Below are 16,234 nucleotides of genomic sequence, written 5' to 3'. Positions count from 1 at the left end.
ATAAGAGACAGGGGCGGGCGGCGTCGGCGGTGCGGCGGTACAGGTCGGCGGGCAGCGCGGCGGTGGACAGGTCGAGGACGACGATGTCGGGGCGGGTGCGCTCGGCGGCGGCGGGCGCGCGGCCGGGGTCGGGTTCGATCTCGACGTCGAAGCCCTCCCGGGCGAGGTAGCGGCGCTGCAGTTCGGCGACGGCCGGGTCGTGCTCGGCCACGAGCACGAGGCCGCCGCCGTCGGCGGTCACGGGCGGCCGTTCCGCTGGGCGGTCGGGTCCTCGCCGCGGTCGAGGGAGCGCCACATCGCGGCCGGGTCGTCCGCCGCCGGCTCCCGGGCGGGGGCACCGGCGGCGGCGCGCTCGTAGCGGGACGACATGCCGGGCCAGCGGGACCCGCGCACGGCCGTGAGGAGCCCGGCGACCACGAGGAGCACGCCCCCGGCGACCGACACGAGCCACCACAGGTCGACGTGCAGGGCGGGGTCGGCGCCGAGCTTGAGCAGGGCGCTCTTGTCTCCGGCGGCGGACAGCACGGTGGAGCGCCGGACGGCCACCGTCGAGGCGTAGGCGATGCCCGCGCCGAACAGGGCGATGAGGACGCCGACGGCGGCGCGCACCCGGCCGCGGGTGGCGAACAGGGCGGCGAGGCCGGCGAGGCCGGCCCAGGCGAGGGCGCCCGCCGCGCCGCCGAGGTCGCCGCCGGTGAGCGTCTGGGTGAAGGGGGTGATCGCGTCCTCGGCCCTGACGGTGGCCCACGTGCGGCCGCCGGCGAGCAGGGCGAGTCCCGCGCCGGCGGCGCACAGCAGCGCCGTCAGGCCGCGTTCACGCCCGGGCGTCATGCGCTCTGCTCGGGGCGCTCGCCGACCACGGTGTCCAGCACGTCGGCGTCCCAGCAGGTGCGGTCACCGGTGTGGCAGGCGCCGCCGACCTGGTCGACCTTCACCAGGACGGCGTCGGCATCGCAGTCGAGCGCGACCGACTTCACCCACTGCTGGTGGCCGGAGCTCTCGCCCTTCACCCAGTACTCCCGCCGGCTGCGCGACCAGTAGGTGCAGCGGCCGGTGGTGAGGGTGCGGTGCAGGGCCTCGTCGTCCATCCAGCCGAGCATGAGCACCTCGCCGGTGTCGTACTGCTGGGCGATGGCGGGGACGAGGCCGTTCGGGTCGCGCTTCAGCCGATCGGCGATCTTCGGGTCCAGGTTGGACGGGCGTGCGGACATGACCCGCAGTTTATGGTGCCCCGGCCCCGCGCCGGACGAAGCCCCGTACTGAACGAAAGGGCCCGCTCCCCGGCGGAGGAACGGGCCCAGACGTACGACTGCGGGTGTTACAGGGGGACGACCTGGTCGGCCTGCGGCCCCCGGTTACCCTGCGTCACCTCGAACTGGACGCGCTGGTTCTCGTCCAGCGTGCGGTATCCGGAGGACTGGATGGCCGAGTAGTGCACGAAGACGTCCGGACCGCCGCCGTCCACGGCGATGAATCCGAAGCCCTTCTCGGCGTTGAACCACTTCACGGTGCCCTGCTGGGGCATGTCTTTCTCCTTGCGGCAAAACCTGGGCCCACACCTCGCGGGCCCGTGCGGTCGCTGCGGAACGCTCTCGCCCCCGGTACGGTCCCGGAAAAGCCAAAACGCCCGCTGCCATCAGTCCGCGGGCGTCTGCACGATCGAGAACCACGACTGCAACCGACCGACCCACAGTATCACCGGTTCCGCGTAAAGCGGAGGAGCCGCAAGGCACGCGATTCTTCTCTAGGCGAACCATGCCGTTACCTGCCCGTTAAAGACTCCAACCGGTCTCGGTCAGGCTCTTGACAGCGTCCGTCGCCCCGGTGAGGCGGACGTCCGCGACGTCCCGGCGGCCCAGCGCCCACAGCACGAGTTCGCCGACGGGGCCGTGCACACGGACGGCCCCGCGGGGGTTGCGGCGGGCGTCCCGGCCGCGCGCGGGGACCCGGAGGCTGCGGCCGTCCGGTTGCACCAGCGTTACCTCGACCTGAACTTTTCTTAGGACAAAGCGGGCAATTTTTATCCGTCGCCAGAGCAGTTCCTCGAGTTCCGGCGTGATCTCCCGGGGGCTCCAGTCCGGACGCGCGCGCAGGACGTCCTCATGGTGCACAAAGAACTCGACGCCGTTCGCGCTTTTGTCGACTCCCGGAAGCGCGTACGGCGAGAACTTCGCCGGTCCGTCCCGGAACCGTTCGACGAGGCGCTCGAACGGGACGGTGCGCGCCGTCCGGCGCCGGACGCGCTCGGTGTAGAAGGACAGCGGGGGCAGCAGTATTCCGGGCGCCGCGTCGAGGCGGTCCTCCCGGACGACCAGATGCGCGGCCAGGTCGAGGGCGGTCCAGCCCGCGCACTCGGTGGACGCGTCCGGCCCGGCCTCCGCCAGCGCGGCCGCCAGGGCCAGCCGCTCGCTGCGGACGGGGCCCGGATCGGCTGGGCCGCGCTCGGGTGTGGTCATCTCCCGATCGTAGGCGGTGCCGTACCGGCCGGGAATAAGCGTCCCGGGCGGATGGTAGGCAATGTGCAGGCCCGCAGATCCCCCCCGCCGCGGCCGCGGCGGGGCGCGCCCCGGGCCCCGCCGAGCAAGCCGGACCGAGGAGTCGCCGTGCCACCTGCGTCCAGACGCGTCAGCCCACCCGTGCTCAGGGAGGGCATGGGCGTCCTGTGGATCGCGGTCAAGGCGGAGCCGCGGGTGTTCACGGCGTCGGTGGTCGCCAGCGCGCTCTACGCGGCGATGACGGTGGCGACGGCGAAGGTCCTCGGCTGGGCGACGCAGGAGGTCGTGCTGCCCGCGTTCGAGTCGGGGCGCACGACGGCCGGGGCGCTCGCCGGCGCCGCCGCCCTGATCATGGCGGTGGCGCTGCTGAAGGCGGTCGGCGTGGCGGGCCGCCGCTTCTACGCGGGCCTGATGCAGTACCGGCTGCAGGCGACCTACCGGCGCGCGGTGACCCGGCAGTACCTGCGGCTGCCGCTGGCGTGGCACCACCGGCACCCGACCGGCCAGCTGCTGTCGAACGCCAACGCCGACGTGGAGGCGGTGTGGGCGCCGATCGCGCCGCTGCCGATGGCGGTCGGGGTGGTGTTCATGCTGCTGATCGCCGCCGCGTCGATGCTGGTGACGGACGTGGTCGTGGCCGCGGTCGCCTTCCTGGTCTTCCCCGCCGTCGCGCTGATCAACGTGGTGTACCAGCGGCGGCTGTCGCCGGTCGCGACCCGCGCGCAGCAGCTGCGCGCCGAGGTCAGCGAGGTGGCGCACGAGAGCTTCGAGGGCGGCCTGGTGGTCAAGACCCTCGGCCGGGAGGCGGCGGAGACGGCCCGGTTCCGGGAGCGGGCGGAGGCGCTGCGCGACGCCAACGTCGCGGTCGGCCGGATCCGCGGGCTGTTCGACCCGGTGCTGGAGGCGCTGCCGAACCTCGGCGTGCTCGCCGTCCTGGTGATCGGGTCGGTGCGGCTGGAGTCCAACGCGATGTCGCCGGGCGACCTGGTGAACGTCGCCTACCTGTTCACGCTGCTGTCGTGGCCGATCCGGGCGCTCGGCTGGGTGCTCGGGGAGGTGCCGCGCAGCGTCGTCGGGTGGCAGCGGGTCCGCGGCGTGCTGGACGCGACCGGCTCCCTCCCCTACGGCGACGGCGCGCTGGACGGCGCCGGCAAGGCGACCGAGCTGGAGGTCCGCGAGGTCCGGTTCGCCTACGAGACGGTAGGGGACGGGGCCGATCCGGGGCGGCACGCCCTGCACGACGTGTCGTTCGCGGCCTCGCCCGGCCGGACGATCGCCGTGGTCGGCCCGACGGGCTCGGGCAAGTCGACGCTGACGTCGCTGCTGGTCCGGCTGGTCGACCCGGCGGACGGCTCCGTCCTGCTGGACGGCCTCGACCTGCGGGACGTCCGGCGCGGCGGGATCGCGGCGACGGCGGCGCTCGTCCCACAGCAGACGTTCCTGTTCGACGACACCGTGCGCGGCAACGTGACGCTCGGCCTGGACGTGCCCGACGAGCGCGTCTGGGAGGCGCTGCGCCTCGCCCAGGCGGAGGGCTTCGTCGCCGCGCTCGCCGACGGGCTCGACACCAAGGTGGGCGAGCGCGGCGCGACCCTGTCCGGCGGCCAGCGGCAGCGGCTGGCGCTGGCCCGCGCGCTGGTGCGGCGGCCCCGCCTGCTCGTCCTGGACGACGCGACGTCCAGCGTCGACCCGCAGGTGGAGGCGCGCATCCTGCAGAGCCTGCGGGAGGCGCAGTCGGGCGAGGCGGGCGGCGCGACCGTCGTGGTCGTCGCCTACCGCAAGGCGACGATCGCGCTGGCCGACGAGGTCGTCTACATGGAGCACGGCCGCGTCGTCGCGCGCGGCGCCCACGCCGATCTGCTGGAGAGCTCGGAGGGCTACCGCAACCTCGTCAACGCCTACGAGCGGGCCGAGGCCGAGCAGGAGGCCGTCGAGGGCGGCGAGGAGGCCCTGGCATGACGATCATGGACAGCACGGCCGGCGGCGAGGGCGCGCTCAGCACCCTCAGGCGGGGGCTGCGGCTGAGCCCGGAGTTCACCGCGGGCCTCACGGTGACGCTGCTGCTCGCGTTGGTGTCGACGGCGGGCCGGGTGGTGGTGCCCATCGCCGTCCAGCAGACGATCGACAAGGGCCTCGGCCGGCCGGGCGGCGCCGACATCGCGTTCATCCGGACGGCGGTGCTGCTGTGCGCGGCGGCCGTGGTCGTGACGGCCGTGTGCGCGTACCTGATGAACGTGCGGCTCTACCGGACGTCCGAGGGCGGCCTGGCGGCGCTGCGGGTGAAGGCGTTCCGGCACGTCCACGACCTGTCGATGCTCACCCAGAGCGGGGAGCGGCGGGGCGCGCTGGTGTCGCGGGTGACCGGCGACGTCGACCAGATCAGCCAGTTCATGCAGTCCGGCGGGCTGATGTTCATCGTGTCGATCGGCCAGCTGGTCGTCGCGAGCGTCCTGATGCTCGTCTACTCCTGGCAGCTGGCGCTGCTGGTCTGGGTGGCGTTCCTGCCGCTGGCGTTCGCGCTGCGCCGCTTCCAGGCGATCCTGTCGCGCGCCTACATGCTGGTGCGCGAGCGGATGGGCGACCTGCTCGCCGCCGTCGGCGAGTCCGTCGTCGGCGCCCCGGTCATCCGGGCGTACGCCTCCGAGGAGCGCACCGGCCGCCGGGTGGACGAGACCGTGGACGCCCACCGCGACGCGCAGACCCGCGCCCAGGCGATGGTGGCGCTCACGTTCCCGGTGAGCGAGCTGGTCGCGGCGCTGGCGACCGCGGCGGTCGTCATCGCCGGGACCCTCCTCGGCATCGCCGGGGACGTCTCGGCCGGGAAGCTGATCGCGTTCCTGTTCCTCGTCACGCTGTTCGTCAGCCCGATGCAGACCGCGACCGAGGTGTTCAACCAGGCGCAGAACGCGATCGCGGGCTGGCGCCGGGTGCTCGGCGTGCTGGACACCGTCCCGGACGTCGCGGACCCGGGCGAGGCGGGCGCGACGCTGCCGCGCGGCCCGATCGAGGTGCGGTTCGAGTCGGTGGGGTTCGCCTACCCGGGCGGCCCGCCGGTCCTGCTCGACGTGAACGTGGGCATCGCGCCGCGCAGCCGCGTCGCGATCGTCGGGCAGACCGGCTCGGGCAAGACCACCTTCGCCAAGCTGCTGACCCGGCTCATGGACCCCGCGTCCGGCCGCATCCTGGTGGACGGGGTGCCGCTCGGGGACGTCCGCTTCTCCTCCCTGCGCGAGCGGATCGTGATGGTCCCGCAGGACGGGTTCCTGTTCGACGCGTCCCTGGGCGACAACATCCGCTACGGGCGGCCGGACGCGTCCGACGGGGACCTCGTCCTGGCGCTCACCGAGCTGGGCCTCGCCGACTGGCTGGACGGGCTCCCGCAGGGCCTCGCCACCCCCGTCGGCCAGCGCGGCGAGTCCCTGTCGGCCGGGGAGCGGCAGCTCGTCGCGCTCGCCCGCGCCTACATCGCCGACCCGGACCTCCTCGTCCTGGACGAGGCGACCTCCGCCGTCGACCCGGCGACGGAGGTCCGCATCCAGCGCGCCCTGGACGGCGTCACCCAGGGCCGCACGGCCATCGCCATCGCGCACCGCCTGTCCACCGCGGAGGCGGCCGACGAGGTGATCGTGTTCGAGGCCGGCCGCGTCGTCCAGCGCGGCCCGCACGCCGACCTCGTCGCCGAGCCCGGCGTGTACGCCGACCTGCACGCGTCCTGGATCGCGCAGCGTGAGTTGTGAACGGCGGCGGCGGCTGTGAAGGACATCACCGACCTGGGGTAAAGCACTTGCCCGTTATCTGGTCCAGTGCGCATTCTGGCGGGGTGAGCAACGAGGTCGTGTTGGAATCGGCGGGCACGCTGCACGGTCAGCTGCAGCGTGGGCTCGGGAGGGGCGCGCGGCGCGCGGCGGACGTGCGGGGGGCGGGCGAGTACGTGTACGCCTGCGTCCGGCGGGATCCGCGGTGGGACCGCCAGTGCGAGTCGCGGCGGCTGTACTACGCCCGGTTGATGGTGGATCTCGAGCTGCCGGCGGGCCCGGTGGCCGAGCACCTGTTCGACCCGTCCGACCACACCGATCCGGACGAGTGGCGGGTCGACCTCGCGCTGGGCGTGCTCGCGGACCTGGTGCGGCTGAGCCGGCGGGAGGCCGCGGCGCCGCTGCGCCGCTACGCCGAGGAGGGCGCGCAGTGGTTCGACGCGGTGGTGGAGCTGATCGACCTTGAGGACCCTTCACTGACGGCCGGTTTGGACGACGTGGTGGCGGCGCGGTGCGACGACGCCGACCTGGCGCTGCTGATACCCGGCCGGAGCAATCCGGTGATCGAGGCGTGGGCGGCGCGGCAGCCGCGGGTGGCGGCGGCGCTGGCGCGGCAGCGGGAGGCGGGCCGGGCGGCGCGCCGCGCGATGGTCGCGGCGCCCGGACGGGACGCGCAGAGCGAGGCGGAGCTGCTGGAGGTGGCGCGGCGGCGCGGGGAGGGCGCCATCGCGGCGATCTTCGAGCTGGGCCGGCGGCGGGCGCCGGCGCTGCTCGACCTGGCCGAGGAGCTGCTGCCGCAGCGGCCGAGCCGGGTCGGCGGCGCGGTGTGCCGGGCGCTGCGCGACTACGGGCCGGAGACGCTGCCGCGGGCGCGGGCGTGGGCGGCCGAGCGGGGCGGCTGCGCCGACATGGGGCTGCGCATCCTCGCCCGGTACGGCACCCGCCAGGACATCCCGCTGCTGATGGACGAGCTGCGCGGCGCCGTCGCCCGGCGCGAGTGGGGCGGCGCCGCCGGCCCCATCGAGGGGCTGGGGCGGCTGCGCGCGGGCGAGGCCGTCCCGCTGCTGAAGACCGCTTGGACCGAGTCGACCTACGCCTACCTGAGACCCCGCATCCTGACCGCGTTGACGAGAACGGCGCCGCACACGGCCGAGTCCTACACCGCCGAAGGGCTGTGGGACTGCGAGGAGGGCGTGCGCGCCGAGGCCGCCCGGACCGCGCCGATCACCCGCGAGACGGGGCTGCGGCTGCGGCGGCTGCACCAGGACGGCGCCGAGGAGCCCGCCGTCCGCGCCGCGGCCGGGACCCGCCTGATGACCTGAGGGCTCGGTGAATGAACCCCGCCGGGGCGGGCCGCGTATTCATCCCTCGAATCGCGCATCTCACCCCGGAGAGGAACGGCGATGGGTTCCCGACACCCCCTCGACCTCATCAGGCTGCCGCTGCTGTGCGCCGCGGCGCTGGCCCTGCCGCTCGCGGCCGGCTGCTCCGCGAGCTCGGACGCCTCGTCCGGCGGGAAGGCGGCCAAGCCGGCGAGCCTGCAGGAGCTGGCCGACCAGACCGGTTGCAAGGTGACCGGCCAGCGCAAGGTCAAGGACCTGGAGCAGGGGAACTGCAAGAACACGCGCGGGCAGTACGTGCTGCTCAGCTTCACCACCGACCAGGGCATGAACGCCTGGCTGGACGAGGCCAAGCCGTGGGGCGGCTGGTACCTGGTCGGGGCCCGCTGGGTGGCGGTCAGCCAGAAGCCGACGCTGGAGAACCTCCGCGGTGACCTCGGCGGGAAGATCGTGCAGGGCGACCACCACGGCGGCGGGCACAGCGGGACCGAGCACGGCGGCACCGGGCCCGGCTGAGTGCGGCTCAGCCGGCCGCGGGGCCCTCCCCGCCGCGCACCAGCAGGACGCTCCAGCGCTCCAGGGCCGGGCCGATGCGGGCCAGGACGCGCCGCGCGGCCAGCCCGCGCCCGATCGTCCCCGGGCTCAGCAGCGGGTGCCCGGGGCCGTCCACGACGACCCGGACGGCGGCGACCGGCAGGCCGCCGCTCCGCGCGGCGACGACCGCCGACTCCATGTCGGCGACGCGGGCGCCCTGCGCGGCCAGCACGGCCCGCTGCCGGCCGTGGACGACGCGGTCGGTGGTGACCAGCGCGCCGAGCTGCGCGCTCAGGCCGTCCCGGATCAGCTCCCCGGCGAGCAGCCGCGGCGCCGCGCACGGCACCGCGGTGCCGCCGGGGCCGCGGATCTCGTCGGCGACGAGGACGTCGCCCGGCCGCAGCCGCCCGTCGAGCGCGCCGCCGAAGCCGACGGTGACGAGGGCGGCGCACGCGCCCGGCAGCCGGGCGGCGCGCCGGGCCCGGTAGCCGACGACCACGACCGGGGTGCGGGCGAGCCCGCGCCGGACCGCGCGGGCCTCGATCCGCAGCGCGGCGCACACGACCGGGCCGACCACCTGCGGCTCCACGGTCCCGTCCCCGCTCACGGGTGCGCTCTCGGTGCTCACGCGTCCAGCGAAGCACGGGGCCGCCCGGCAGTTCCAGCCGCGTCACCGTGCGGTACCACATTCGCCCCGGGCGGATCCGCCTCGCGGAGGGGGGCGGCGGCCGGGCCTGCCCGTAGACTCGCCGCATGACCTCCTTTCCCCTCCGGCGGAAGCTGGCCGTACTCCCCTTCGCGCTGCTGCCGCTCGGCGCGCTCGCCGCGTGCGGCGGCGAGAACAGCGAGACCTCCTGCGGCGTCAACGCCTGCACGGTGACCTTCGACCGCGGCGTCGACGCGAGCGCGTCCATCCTCGGGGTGAAGGCCGAGCTGGTGGGCGTGCAGGGCGAGATGGTGACGCTGAAGGTCGCCGGGCAGACGGTGACCGTGCCGGTGGGCGACGGCGAGCAGGAGGCCGAGGGGTTCAACGTCTCGGTCCAGGCGGTCACCAAGGACAGCGTCGTCGTGAGGATCTCCAACGCGGGCTGATCCGTCTAGGATTCGTACATGCGTTCGATGACTCCGGCGGAGCGGCGGGCCCGGCTCGCGCTCCGCCACCGGCTCGCCCCGCAGGCCAGGACCGACGACGTCCTCGACATCGCCCGGTCCATGGTGGTGCTGCACGCCACCGACCCGGCGACGGTGTTCCTGTCGGTCGCGGCGCGCAGCGTCGGGGCCGGCCCCGAGGCGGTCGAGCGGGCCCTGTACGACGACCGCACGCTGCTGCGGATGCTCGCGATGCGCCGGACGATGTTCGTCGCGCCGACCGAGCTGGTCCCGGTGCTGCAGGCGTCCACGGCCGACGGGCTGGCCGCCAAGCAGCGCGCGACCTACTCCCGGCTGATCGAGCGCGGCAGCGACATCGCCGACGTCCCGGCCTGGTTCGCCGCGGCCGCGGAGGCCGCCCACACGGCGCTGCTGGCGCGCGGGGAGGCGACGGGCGCGCAGCTCAGCGCCGACGTCCCGGTGCTGCGGACGCAGGTCGACCCGGCGCCCGGCAAGCCCTACTCGCGGCCCACGGGCGTCACCACCTGGGTCCTGGTCACGCTCGGCTGCGAGGGCCGCATCGTGCGTGGGCGGCCGAACGGGTCGTGGATCAGCAGCCAGTACAAGTGGGCGCCGGTCGAGGCGTGGCTGCCCGGCGGCGTCGCGGAGGTCCCCGCCGCCGAGGCCCGCGCGGACCTCGTCCGCCGCTGGCTGCGCGCCTTCGGGCCCGCGCCCGTCGCCGACCTGAAGTGGTGGACGGGCTGGAACGCCGGCGATGTCAAGAAGGCCCTGGCGCTGCTCGACGTCACCGAGGTCGACCTCGGCGGCGCGACCGGCATCGTCCTGTCCGACGACCTGGACCCCGCCCCCGGGCCGGAGCCGTGGGCGGCGCTGCTGCCCGCGCTCGACCCGACGCCGATGGGCTGGCGGGAGCGCGGCTGGTTCCTCGGCGGCCACGGCCCGGCGCTGTTCGACCGGAGCGGCAACATCGGGCCGTCGATCTGGTGGGACGGCCGCGTCGTCGGCGGCTGGGCGCAGCGCGCGGACGGGGAGATCGCCGTCCGCGTCCTGGAGGACGTCGGCGCGGACGCCGAGGCGGCGATCGAGCGGGAGGCGGCGCGCATGTCCGCCTGGTACGGCGGTGTCCGGGCCACCCCGCGCTTCCGCACCCCGCTGGAGCGCGAACTCACGTCCTGATCGCGCGCGGGCGGGGCGCCGTGCTCACCGGCGGGCGGCGCTCCGCCGGACGAGGACGACCACGAAGCTGATGACGGCGAGCCCGCCGAGCCCGAGGGCCGTGAACAGGGCGAGCCCCAGGTAGGCGTGCGCGGTGTCGTCCGGCACCACCATGACCGGGCCGTCCGTGCCGCGGCAGGTGAGCACCGCGTCCCCGGTGACCGGCGCCGTGAACGTGGCGGTGTACCGGTGGCCGGCGCGGTCGGACGCGCTCCAGGAGTTCTTCCGGGTGAGCCTGATCGGCCCGAACCGCTGCCCCGCCCGCACCGAGCACGCGTACGGCGTGGAGCCGCCCGTGCGGACGTACACGAAGTAGTCGTGCCCCTCCGACAGCCGGACCGGCACCCCCGCGGCCGGGTCGCCGGACGACGGCGGCCCGTTCGCGACCTCCGAGTCCTCCCACAGGAACCCGACCAGGGTGAGCAGGCCCACGACGGCCACGGCGACCAGGGCGACGGGCAGCGCGTACCAGCCCGCGCCGGGGCCCGTGCGCCGCGAGGGCCAGGAGGGCTCCGCCCGGCCCGGATCCACCGGCGGCGGCCCCATCGGCACGTTCGACCCCGGCCACATGTCGTGTACTCCCCTTGGGTGCGGGCTGTCGGAACCAGCAACGATCCCAGACAACGCGCCCGGCCGCCAAGAAGGACCCCGGGTAAGGGCGGCGGCTGCACGGCACCAACGTCTGGCGCGGCCGTCCGCGCCCCGGACGGCCCGGTCGCGGTGGCCGCCGCCGCGCCCGACCCGTGGGCGTTCATCACCGGCGCCTGACGGTTGCGGTCCCCGACCGCGGATACCTTACTAGGTAGTAGCAGACCGCGGACGGAGGCAGCATGGCGCTCTGGGACCGACTGCCCTCCCCACCGATCAGGCTGCCGCACCCGCGGGTGCTGTCCCGCTACACCGTCGAGCGCGACCTGCCGGCGACCATGCCGGACGGCGTGACGCTGCTCGCCGACCGGTACGTCCCGGCCGGGGTCGAGCGGCCGCCCACGATCCTCGTGCGGACCCCGTACGGGCGGCGCGGGCCCGCCGCCCTCGCCAACGGGCTGCTGTTCGTCCCGTTCGGGTTCCAGCTGGTCGTGCAGAGCACGCGCGGGACGTCCGGCTCCGGCGGCGAGTTCGACCCGCTCGGCCACGAGCGCGAGGACGGCCTCGCCACCGTCGCGTGGATGAAGCGGCAGCCCTGGTTCCACGGCACGTTCGGCACCTTCGGCCCGAGCTACCTCGGCTACGCGGCCTGGGCGATCGCCGCCGAGGCCGGGCCGGCGCTGAAGGCGATGTCGCTGCAGATCACCGCGTCCTCGTTCCGCGACGCCGCCTACGTCGGCGGGTCGTTCGCGCTGGAGTCCGCGCTCACCTGGACCGACCTGACGCACCGGCAGCAGCGCCCGTTCGGCATGATCACCGCGCCGCTCACCGCCCGGCGCCGCGCCCTGCGCGCCGCCCGCTCCGGCCGCCCCCTCGCCGAGCTGGACGTGCTGGCGGGCGGCGAGCCGATGCGCTTCTACCAGGACCTGCTCGCCAACCACGGGCCCGCGGGCCACGGGCCCCCCGAGGGGCTCGCCCTCGACGGCGGCGGCGCCGCCCCGAACGGGTACTGGGACCGTCGCGACTTCAGCGGCACCGTCGGGCAGGTGGCCGCGCCCGCCAGCCTGCTCGGCGGCTGGTACGACGTGTTCCTGCCGTGGGAGATCAAGGACTACCTCGCGCTGCGCGCCGCCGGCCAGGCCCCGTACCTGACGATCGGCCCCTGGTGGCACACCGACGCCCGGCACGGGCTGCCGGGCATCCGCGAGTCGCTCGCCTGGTTCCGCGCCCATCTGCAGGGCGATCCGTCCGGGCTGCGGCGCGACCCCGTCCGGCTGTACGTGACCGGTGCCCGCGAATGGCGGCACTACCGCGACTGGCCGCCGCCGGGCACCCGGCAGGCCCGCTGGCACCTGCACGCCGCGGACGGCCTCGGCGAGGACGGCCCGCAGGACCACCCGCCGAGCACCTACACCTTCGACCCGGCCCGGCCGACGCCCGCGCTCGGCGGCCCCACCCTGCTCGGCAGCTCGCGCCCCGTCGACAACCGCCCGCTGGAGCGGCGCCCGGACGTCCTGGCGTTCACCTCCCCCGCCCTCGGCGACGACCTGGACGTGATCGGCCCCGTCGGCGCCGACCTGTTCGTCCGCTCCGACCGCGAGCACACCGACTTCATCGTCCGGCTCTGCGACGTCGCCCCGGACGGGACGTCCCGCAACGTCTGCGAGGGCGGCCTGCGCCTGCCCGCGGCCGCCGAGAAGCCCGTGGGGACGGCCGGCGTCCGCCGCATCGCGGTGGACCTGTGGCCGACCGGGCACCGCTTCGCGCGCGGCCACCGGATCCGGGTGCACGTCACCAGCGGCGCCCACCCCAAGGTCGCCGCCAACCCCGGCACCGGCGAACCCCTGGCCACCACCGAGACCCGCATGGTGAAGGCCCGCCAGGAGGTCTTCCACGACCCGGACCACCCGTCCGCGATCATCCTGCCGATCGCCGAGCGCTCCCCCGAGGCCGCGATGCCCGCGCCCCCCGGCGAGGACGCCGTCTAGAGGCGGGCGGCGATCGCCTTCGCGAACCTCTCCGCACTGCCCTCACCGTGGTGCGGGTAGAGGTTGGGCTCGGTGAGCTCCAGCTCGATGATCATCGGGCTGCCGTCCGGGCCGGGGATCAGGTCGACGCGGGCGTAGAGGAGGTCCCCGCCGCCCGGCACGGCGGCGAGGGCGCGGTTCGCGACGTCCAGTTCCGCCTCCGTCGCCGCGGCCGCGGTGACCCGGCCGCGCGTGGCGTCGTCGCGGACGGAGCCCTGCACGCCCGCGCCGGCGGTGAGGATCTGCGCCTTGCGCCCGGCGTGGCTGTACTCGCCGTCGCAGAAGACCAGCGCCGTCTCGCCGGCGGTGTCGACCGCCGCCAGGTAGGGCTGGACCATGGCCGTCCGGCCCGCGTCGCGCAGGGAGCGCAGGTGGGCGCGGGCCTGCTCCTCTTCGCCGGGGCCCCAGCGGGCCGTGTCGCCGGAGCCGATGGAGACCGCCGGTTTGATGACGTACTCGGGCCATTCGGACGGGATGTCGTCCGGGTCCCAGAGGGTCGGGACGACCGGCAGCCCGGCGCCGGCGAGGTCGCGGAGGTAGCGCTTGTCGGTGTTCCAGCGGATGACCTCCGCCGGGTTGAGGACGCGCGGCAGGCTCTCCGCCCACGCCACGTACGCGTCGCGGCGCGACGTGTAGTCCCACGTGGACCGGATGACGACGAGGTCGTACCGGGACCAGTCGACGTCGCCGTCCCAGATGACCGGCTCGGCCTCGACCTCGAGCGAGGCGAGGGCGCCGATCAGGTCCCGGACGTCGTCGCTGCCGCCGGGCAGCCAGGAGCAGGTCGCGAACGCGATGGTCATACCGGGGGGCTCCCTTTTTCAGCGGACGGGGTTGCCTGCCTCGCGCAGGGCCGACTTGACCTCGGGGATCGTCAGCTCCCCGAAGTGGAACACGCTGGCGGCGAGGACGGCGTCCGCGCCCGCCGCGACGGCGGGCGCGAAGTGCTCGACCGCCCCGGCTCCGCCGCTGGCGATCACCGGCACCGACACGGTGTCCCGGACGCGGCGGAGCATCTCCAGGTCGAAGCCGGCCTTGGTGCCGTCGGCGTCCATGGAGTTCAGGAGGATCTCCCCGACACCGAGCTCCTCGCCCCGGCGGGCCCACTCGACCGCGTCGATGCCGGTGCCCTTGCGGCCGCCGTGCGTGGTGACCTCGAACCCGGACTCGGTCCCGTCGGCCCGGCGCGCGTCGACCGACAGCACGATGCACTGCGACCCGAAGCGGTGCGCGGCCTCCCGCAGGAACTCCGGCCGCGCGATCGCGGCCGTGTTGATCGACACCTTGTCGGCGCCCGCGCGCAGCAGCCGGTCGACGTCCTCGACGGTGCGGACGCCGCCGCCGACCGTCAGCGGGATGAACACCTGCTCGGCGGTGCGGCGCACCACCTCGTAGGTCGTGGACCGGTCGGCGCTGGACGCGGTGATGTCCAGGAACGTCAGCTCGTCGGCGCCCTCGGCGTCGTAGCGGCGGGCCAGCTCGACGGGGTCGCCGGCGTCCCGCAGGTTCTGGAAGTTGACGCCCTTGACCACGCGCCCGGCGTCGACGTCCAGGCACGGGATCACCCGCACGGCGACGGTCACTTCACGGCCTCCCCACTCACTTCACGGCCTCCAGGGCTTCTTCCAGGGTGAACGCCTGCGCGTAGAGGGCCTTGCCGACGATCGCGCCCTCGACGCCGTCGGGGACCAGCCCGGCCAGCGCCCGCAGGTCGTCGAGCGAGGAGACGCCGCCGGACGCGATGACGGGCTTGTCGGTGCGGGAGCAGACCTCGCGGAGCAGGTCGGTGTTGGGGCCGCGCAGCGTGCCGTCCTTGGTGACGTCGGTGACCACGTAGCGGGGGCAGCCGTCGTCCTCCAGCCGGGCGAGGACCTCCCACAGGTCGCCGCCCTCGCGCGTCCAGCCGCGGGCGGCGAGCGTCGTACCCCGCACGTCCAGGCCCACCGCGATCTTGTCGCCGTGCGAGGCGATGATCTTGCGGCACCAGTCGGGGTTCTCCAGCGCCGCGGTGCCGATGTTGACGCGGGCGCAGCCGGTGGACAGGGCCGCCTCCAGCGACGCGTCGTCGCGGATGCCGCCGGACAGCTCCACCTTCACGTCCAGCCGCCCGGTCACCTCGGCCAGCAGCTCCCGGTTGGAGCCGCGCCCGAACGCCGCGTCGAGGTCGACGAGATGGATCCACTCCGCCCCCGCCTTCTGCCACGCGAGCGCAGCGTCGAGGGGGGCGCCGTAGGAGGTCTCGGTGCCGGCCTCGCCCTGCACCAGGCGGACCGCCCGGCCGTCGGCGACGTCGACCGCGGGAAGGAGCGTCAAAGTCATGCGGAAACCCTATCGATACTGATGGGACGGCTGGTCGGGCGTGTTCTCAGGCCACCGTGGAGAGCCAGTTGCGGAGCAGGTGGGCGCCGGCGTCGCCGGACTTCTCCGGATGGAACTGGGTGGCGCACAGGGGGCCGTTCTCCACGGCGGCGACGAAGCGGTCGCCGTGCTCGGCCCAGGTGACCAGAGGCGCCGCGATGGTGCCGCTCGGGTCGGGCTCCAGGTCCCAGCTGCGGGCGGCGTAGGAGTGGACGAAGTAGAACCGCGCGTCCGCCAGCCCGTCGAACAGGACCGAGCCCTCGGGGACGTCGACGGTGTTCCAGCCCATGTGCGGGACGACCGGCGCGTTCAGCCGGTCGACCGTGCCCGGCCACTCGCCGCAGCCCTCGGTGGTGGTGCCGTGCTCGATGCCCTTGGTGAACAGGATCTGCATGCCGACGCAGATGCCGAGGACGGGGCGCCCGCCCGCGAGGCGGCGGCCGATGATCTGGTCGCCGCGGACCGCGCGCAGGCCCGCCATGCAGGCTGCGAACGCGCCGACGCCGGGGACGACCAGCCCGTCGGCGTTCAGCGCGGCGTCCCAGTCGGCGGTGACGGTCACCTCGGCTCCGGCACGGGCCACGGCGCGCTCGGCGGAGCGCAGGTTGCCCGAGCCGTAGTCGAGGATGACGATCCGGGTCACAGCCACATCACCCCGCCGGCGAACACGAGCCCGGCGAGGACGAGCAGGATCATCGCGCCGATCTTGATGCCCTGCTTGATGAAGCTGTACACCCCGGCCAGCAGGAACACCGCGACCGCGAAGATCGCCATGGTGGCGTAGGTGAAGTGCAGGTCGCCGATCTCCACGG

The 16,234-nt window shown here is 74.8% G+C and carries 19 protein-coding genes; 7 read left to right on the top strand and 12 right to left on the bottom strand.

Annotation, left to right across the window (positions count from 1 at the left end; all coding sequences use genetic code 11):
* From E1284_RS14325 to E1284_RS14305, 5 genes are all read right to left on the bottom strand, one after another.
* Positions 1–241, bottom strand: a 241-nt coding sequence (locus E1284_RS14325) for a response regulator (protein WP_481726180.1), incomplete at its 3' end; no start/stop codon positions are given.
* Positions 238–831 carry a TIGR02234 family membrane protein gene (locus E1284_RS14320; protein ID WP_131939559.1) on the bottom strand — a complete coding sequence of 198 codons (594 nt, stop codon included), beginning with the start codon at positions 829–831 and terminating at the stop codon, positions 238–240. The genes E1284_RS14325 and E1284_RS14320, both read right to left, overlap by 4 nt.
* The gene (hisI, locus tag E1284_RS14315) at positions 828–1,211 is read right to left on the bottom strand and encodes a phosphoribosyl-AMP cyclohydrolase (protein ID WP_131939558.1); all 384 of its coding nucleotides are present in this window, start codon (positions 1,209–1,211) and stop codon (positions 828–830) included. Before hisI ends, E1284_RS14320 begins: the two co-directional genes overlap by 4 nt.
* A gap of 107 nt (positions 1,212–1,318) precedes the next feature.
* Positions 1,319–1,525, bottom strand: coding sequence for a cold-shock protein (locus tag E1284_RS14310; RefSeq protein WP_018657218.1), 207 nt, complete (start codon positions 1,523–1,525; stop codon positions 1,319–1,321).
* A 247-nt stretch (positions 1,526–1,772) separates the two neighbouring features.
* Positions 1,773–2,456 (bottom strand): TIGR03085 family metal-binding protein, encoded by a 684-nt coding sequence (locus tag E1284_RS14305; RefSeq protein ID WP_131939557.1) that lies wholly within the window; start codon positions 2,454–2,456, stop codon positions 1,773–1,775.
* Between the two features lie 195 nt (positions 2,457–2,651).
* Here E1284_RS14305 and E1284_RS14300 point away from each other — a divergent pair, with 195 nt between their 5' ends.
* The 4 genes from E1284_RS14300 (at position 2,652) to E1284_RS14285 (ending at position 8,106) form a co-directional block, all read left to right on the top strand.
* Positions 2,652–4,454 (top strand): ABC transporter ATP-binding protein, encoded by a 1,803-nt coding sequence (locus tag E1284_RS14300; protein WP_243714478.1) that lies wholly within the window; start codon positions 2,652–2,654, stop codon positions 4,452–4,454.
* Complete coding sequence (locus tag E1284_RS14295) at positions 4,451–6,232, top strand: ABC transporter ATP-binding protein (protein WP_131939555.1); 1,782 nt, start codon at positions 4,451–4,453, stop codon at positions 6,230–6,232. Before E1284_RS14300 ends, E1284_RS14295 begins: the two co-directional genes overlap by 4 nt.
* An 83-nt stretch (positions 6,233–6,315) precedes the next feature.
* Positions 6,316–7,572, top strand: a complete 1,257-nt coding sequence (locus tag E1284_RS14290) for a hypothetical protein (protein ID WP_243714476.1) — start codon at positions 6,316–6,318, stop codon at positions 7,570–7,572.
* An 81-nt stretch (positions 7,573–7,653) separates the two neighbouring features.
* Positions 7,654–8,106, top strand: a complete 453-nt coding sequence (locus E1284_RS14285; protein WP_131939554.1) for a hypothetical protein — start codon at positions 7,654–7,656, stop codon at positions 8,104–8,106.
* 7 nt (positions 8,107–8,113) lie between these two features.
* Here E1284_RS14285 and E1284_RS14280 read toward each other — a convergent pair whose 3' ends face one another.
* Complete coding sequence (locus E1284_RS14280) at positions 8,114–8,752, bottom strand: phosphorylase family protein (protein WP_131939553.1); 639 nt, start codon at positions 8,750–8,752, stop codon at positions 8,114–8,116.
* Positions 8,753–8,877: 125 nt separating this feature from the next.
* On the opposite strand from E1284_RS14280, the gene E1284_RS14275 reads away from it, so the two are divergent.
* Both E1284_RS14275 and E1284_RS14270 read left to right on the top strand, forming a co-directional pair.
* Complete coding sequence (locus E1284_RS14275; protein WP_131939552.1) at positions 8,878–9,216, top strand: hypothetical protein; 339 nt, start codon at positions 8,878–8,880, stop codon at positions 9,214–9,216.
* 18 nt (positions 9,217–9,234) lie between these two features.
* Positions 9,235–10,410, top strand: coding sequence for a winged helix DNA-binding domain-containing protein (locus E1284_RS14270; protein WP_131939551.1), 1,176 nt, complete (start codon positions 9,235–9,237; stop codon positions 10,408–10,410).
* 24 nt (positions 10,411–10,434) lie between these two features.
* Here E1284_RS14270 and E1284_RS14265 read toward each other — a convergent pair whose 3' ends face one another.
* Positions 10,435–11,019 carry a hypothetical protein gene (locus tag E1284_RS14265; protein ID WP_131939550.1) on the bottom strand — a complete coding sequence of 195 codons (585 nt, stop codon included), beginning with the start codon at positions 11,017–11,019 and terminating at the stop codon, positions 10,435–10,437.
* Positions 11,020–11,279: 260 nt separating this feature from the next.
* On the opposite strand from E1284_RS14265, the gene E1284_RS14260 reads away from it, so the two are divergent.
* Positions 11,280–13,025 carry a CocE/NonD family hydrolase gene (locus E1284_RS14260; RefSeq protein WP_131939549.1) on the top strand — a complete coding sequence of 582 codons (1,746 nt, stop codon included), beginning with the start codon at positions 11,280–11,282 and terminating at the stop codon, positions 13,023–13,025.
* Here E1284_RS14260 and E1284_RS14255 read toward each other — a convergent pair.
* From E1284_RS14255 to E1284_RS41455, 5 genes are read right to left on the bottom strand one after another with little or no spacing between them, the layout of a single operon-like run.
* Positions 13,022–13,867 carry an ATP-grasp domain-containing protein gene (locus E1284_RS14255; protein ID WP_131939548.1) on the bottom strand — a complete coding sequence of 282 codons (846 nt, stop codon included), beginning with the start codon at positions 13,865–13,867 and terminating at the stop codon, positions 13,022–13,024. The two genes, E1284_RS14260 and E1284_RS14255, sit on opposite strands and share 4 nt — an antisense overlap.
* An 18-nt stretch (positions 13,868–13,885) precedes the next feature.
* Positions 13,886–14,647 (bottom strand): imidazole glycerol phosphate synthase subunit HisF, encoded by a 762-nt coding sequence (gene hisF / locus E1284_RS14250; protein WP_131939547.1) that lies wholly within the window; start codon positions 14,645–14,647, stop codon positions 13,886–13,888.
* A gap of 16 nt (positions 14,648–14,663) precedes the next feature.
* A complete protein-coding gene (gene priA, locus E1284_RS14245) occupies positions 14,664–15,383 on the bottom strand; it encodes a bifunctional 1-(5-phosphoribosyl)-5-((5-phosphoribosylamino)methylideneamino)imidazole-4-carboxamide isomerase/phosphoribosylanthranilate isomerase PriA (protein ID WP_131939546.1) in 720 nt (239 codons plus the stop codon).
* Between the two features lie 46 nt (positions 15,384–15,429).
* A complete protein-coding gene (gene hisH, locus E1284_RS14240; RefSeq protein ID WP_207923748.1) occupies positions 15,430–16,065 on the bottom strand; it encodes an imidazole glycerol phosphate synthase subunit HisH in 636 nt (211 codons plus the stop codon).
* On the bottom strand, positions 16,062–16,232 hold the full coding sequence (locus tag E1284_RS41455) for a hypothetical protein (protein ID WP_165965263.1): 171 nt from the start codon (positions 16,230–16,232) through the stop codon (positions 16,062–16,064). Before E1284_RS41455 ends, hisH begins: the two co-directional genes overlap by 4 nt.
* Positions 16,233–16,234 lie beyond the last annotated feature (2 nt).

Origin of the sequence: Actinomadura bangladeshensis (assembly GCF_004348335.1) — a bacterium.
GTDB lineage: Bacteria > Actinomycetota > Actinomycetes > Streptosporangiales > Streptosporangiaceae > Spirillospora > Spirillospora bangladeshensis.
This window is presented reverse-complemented; position numbering and strand designations above follow the sequence as displayed.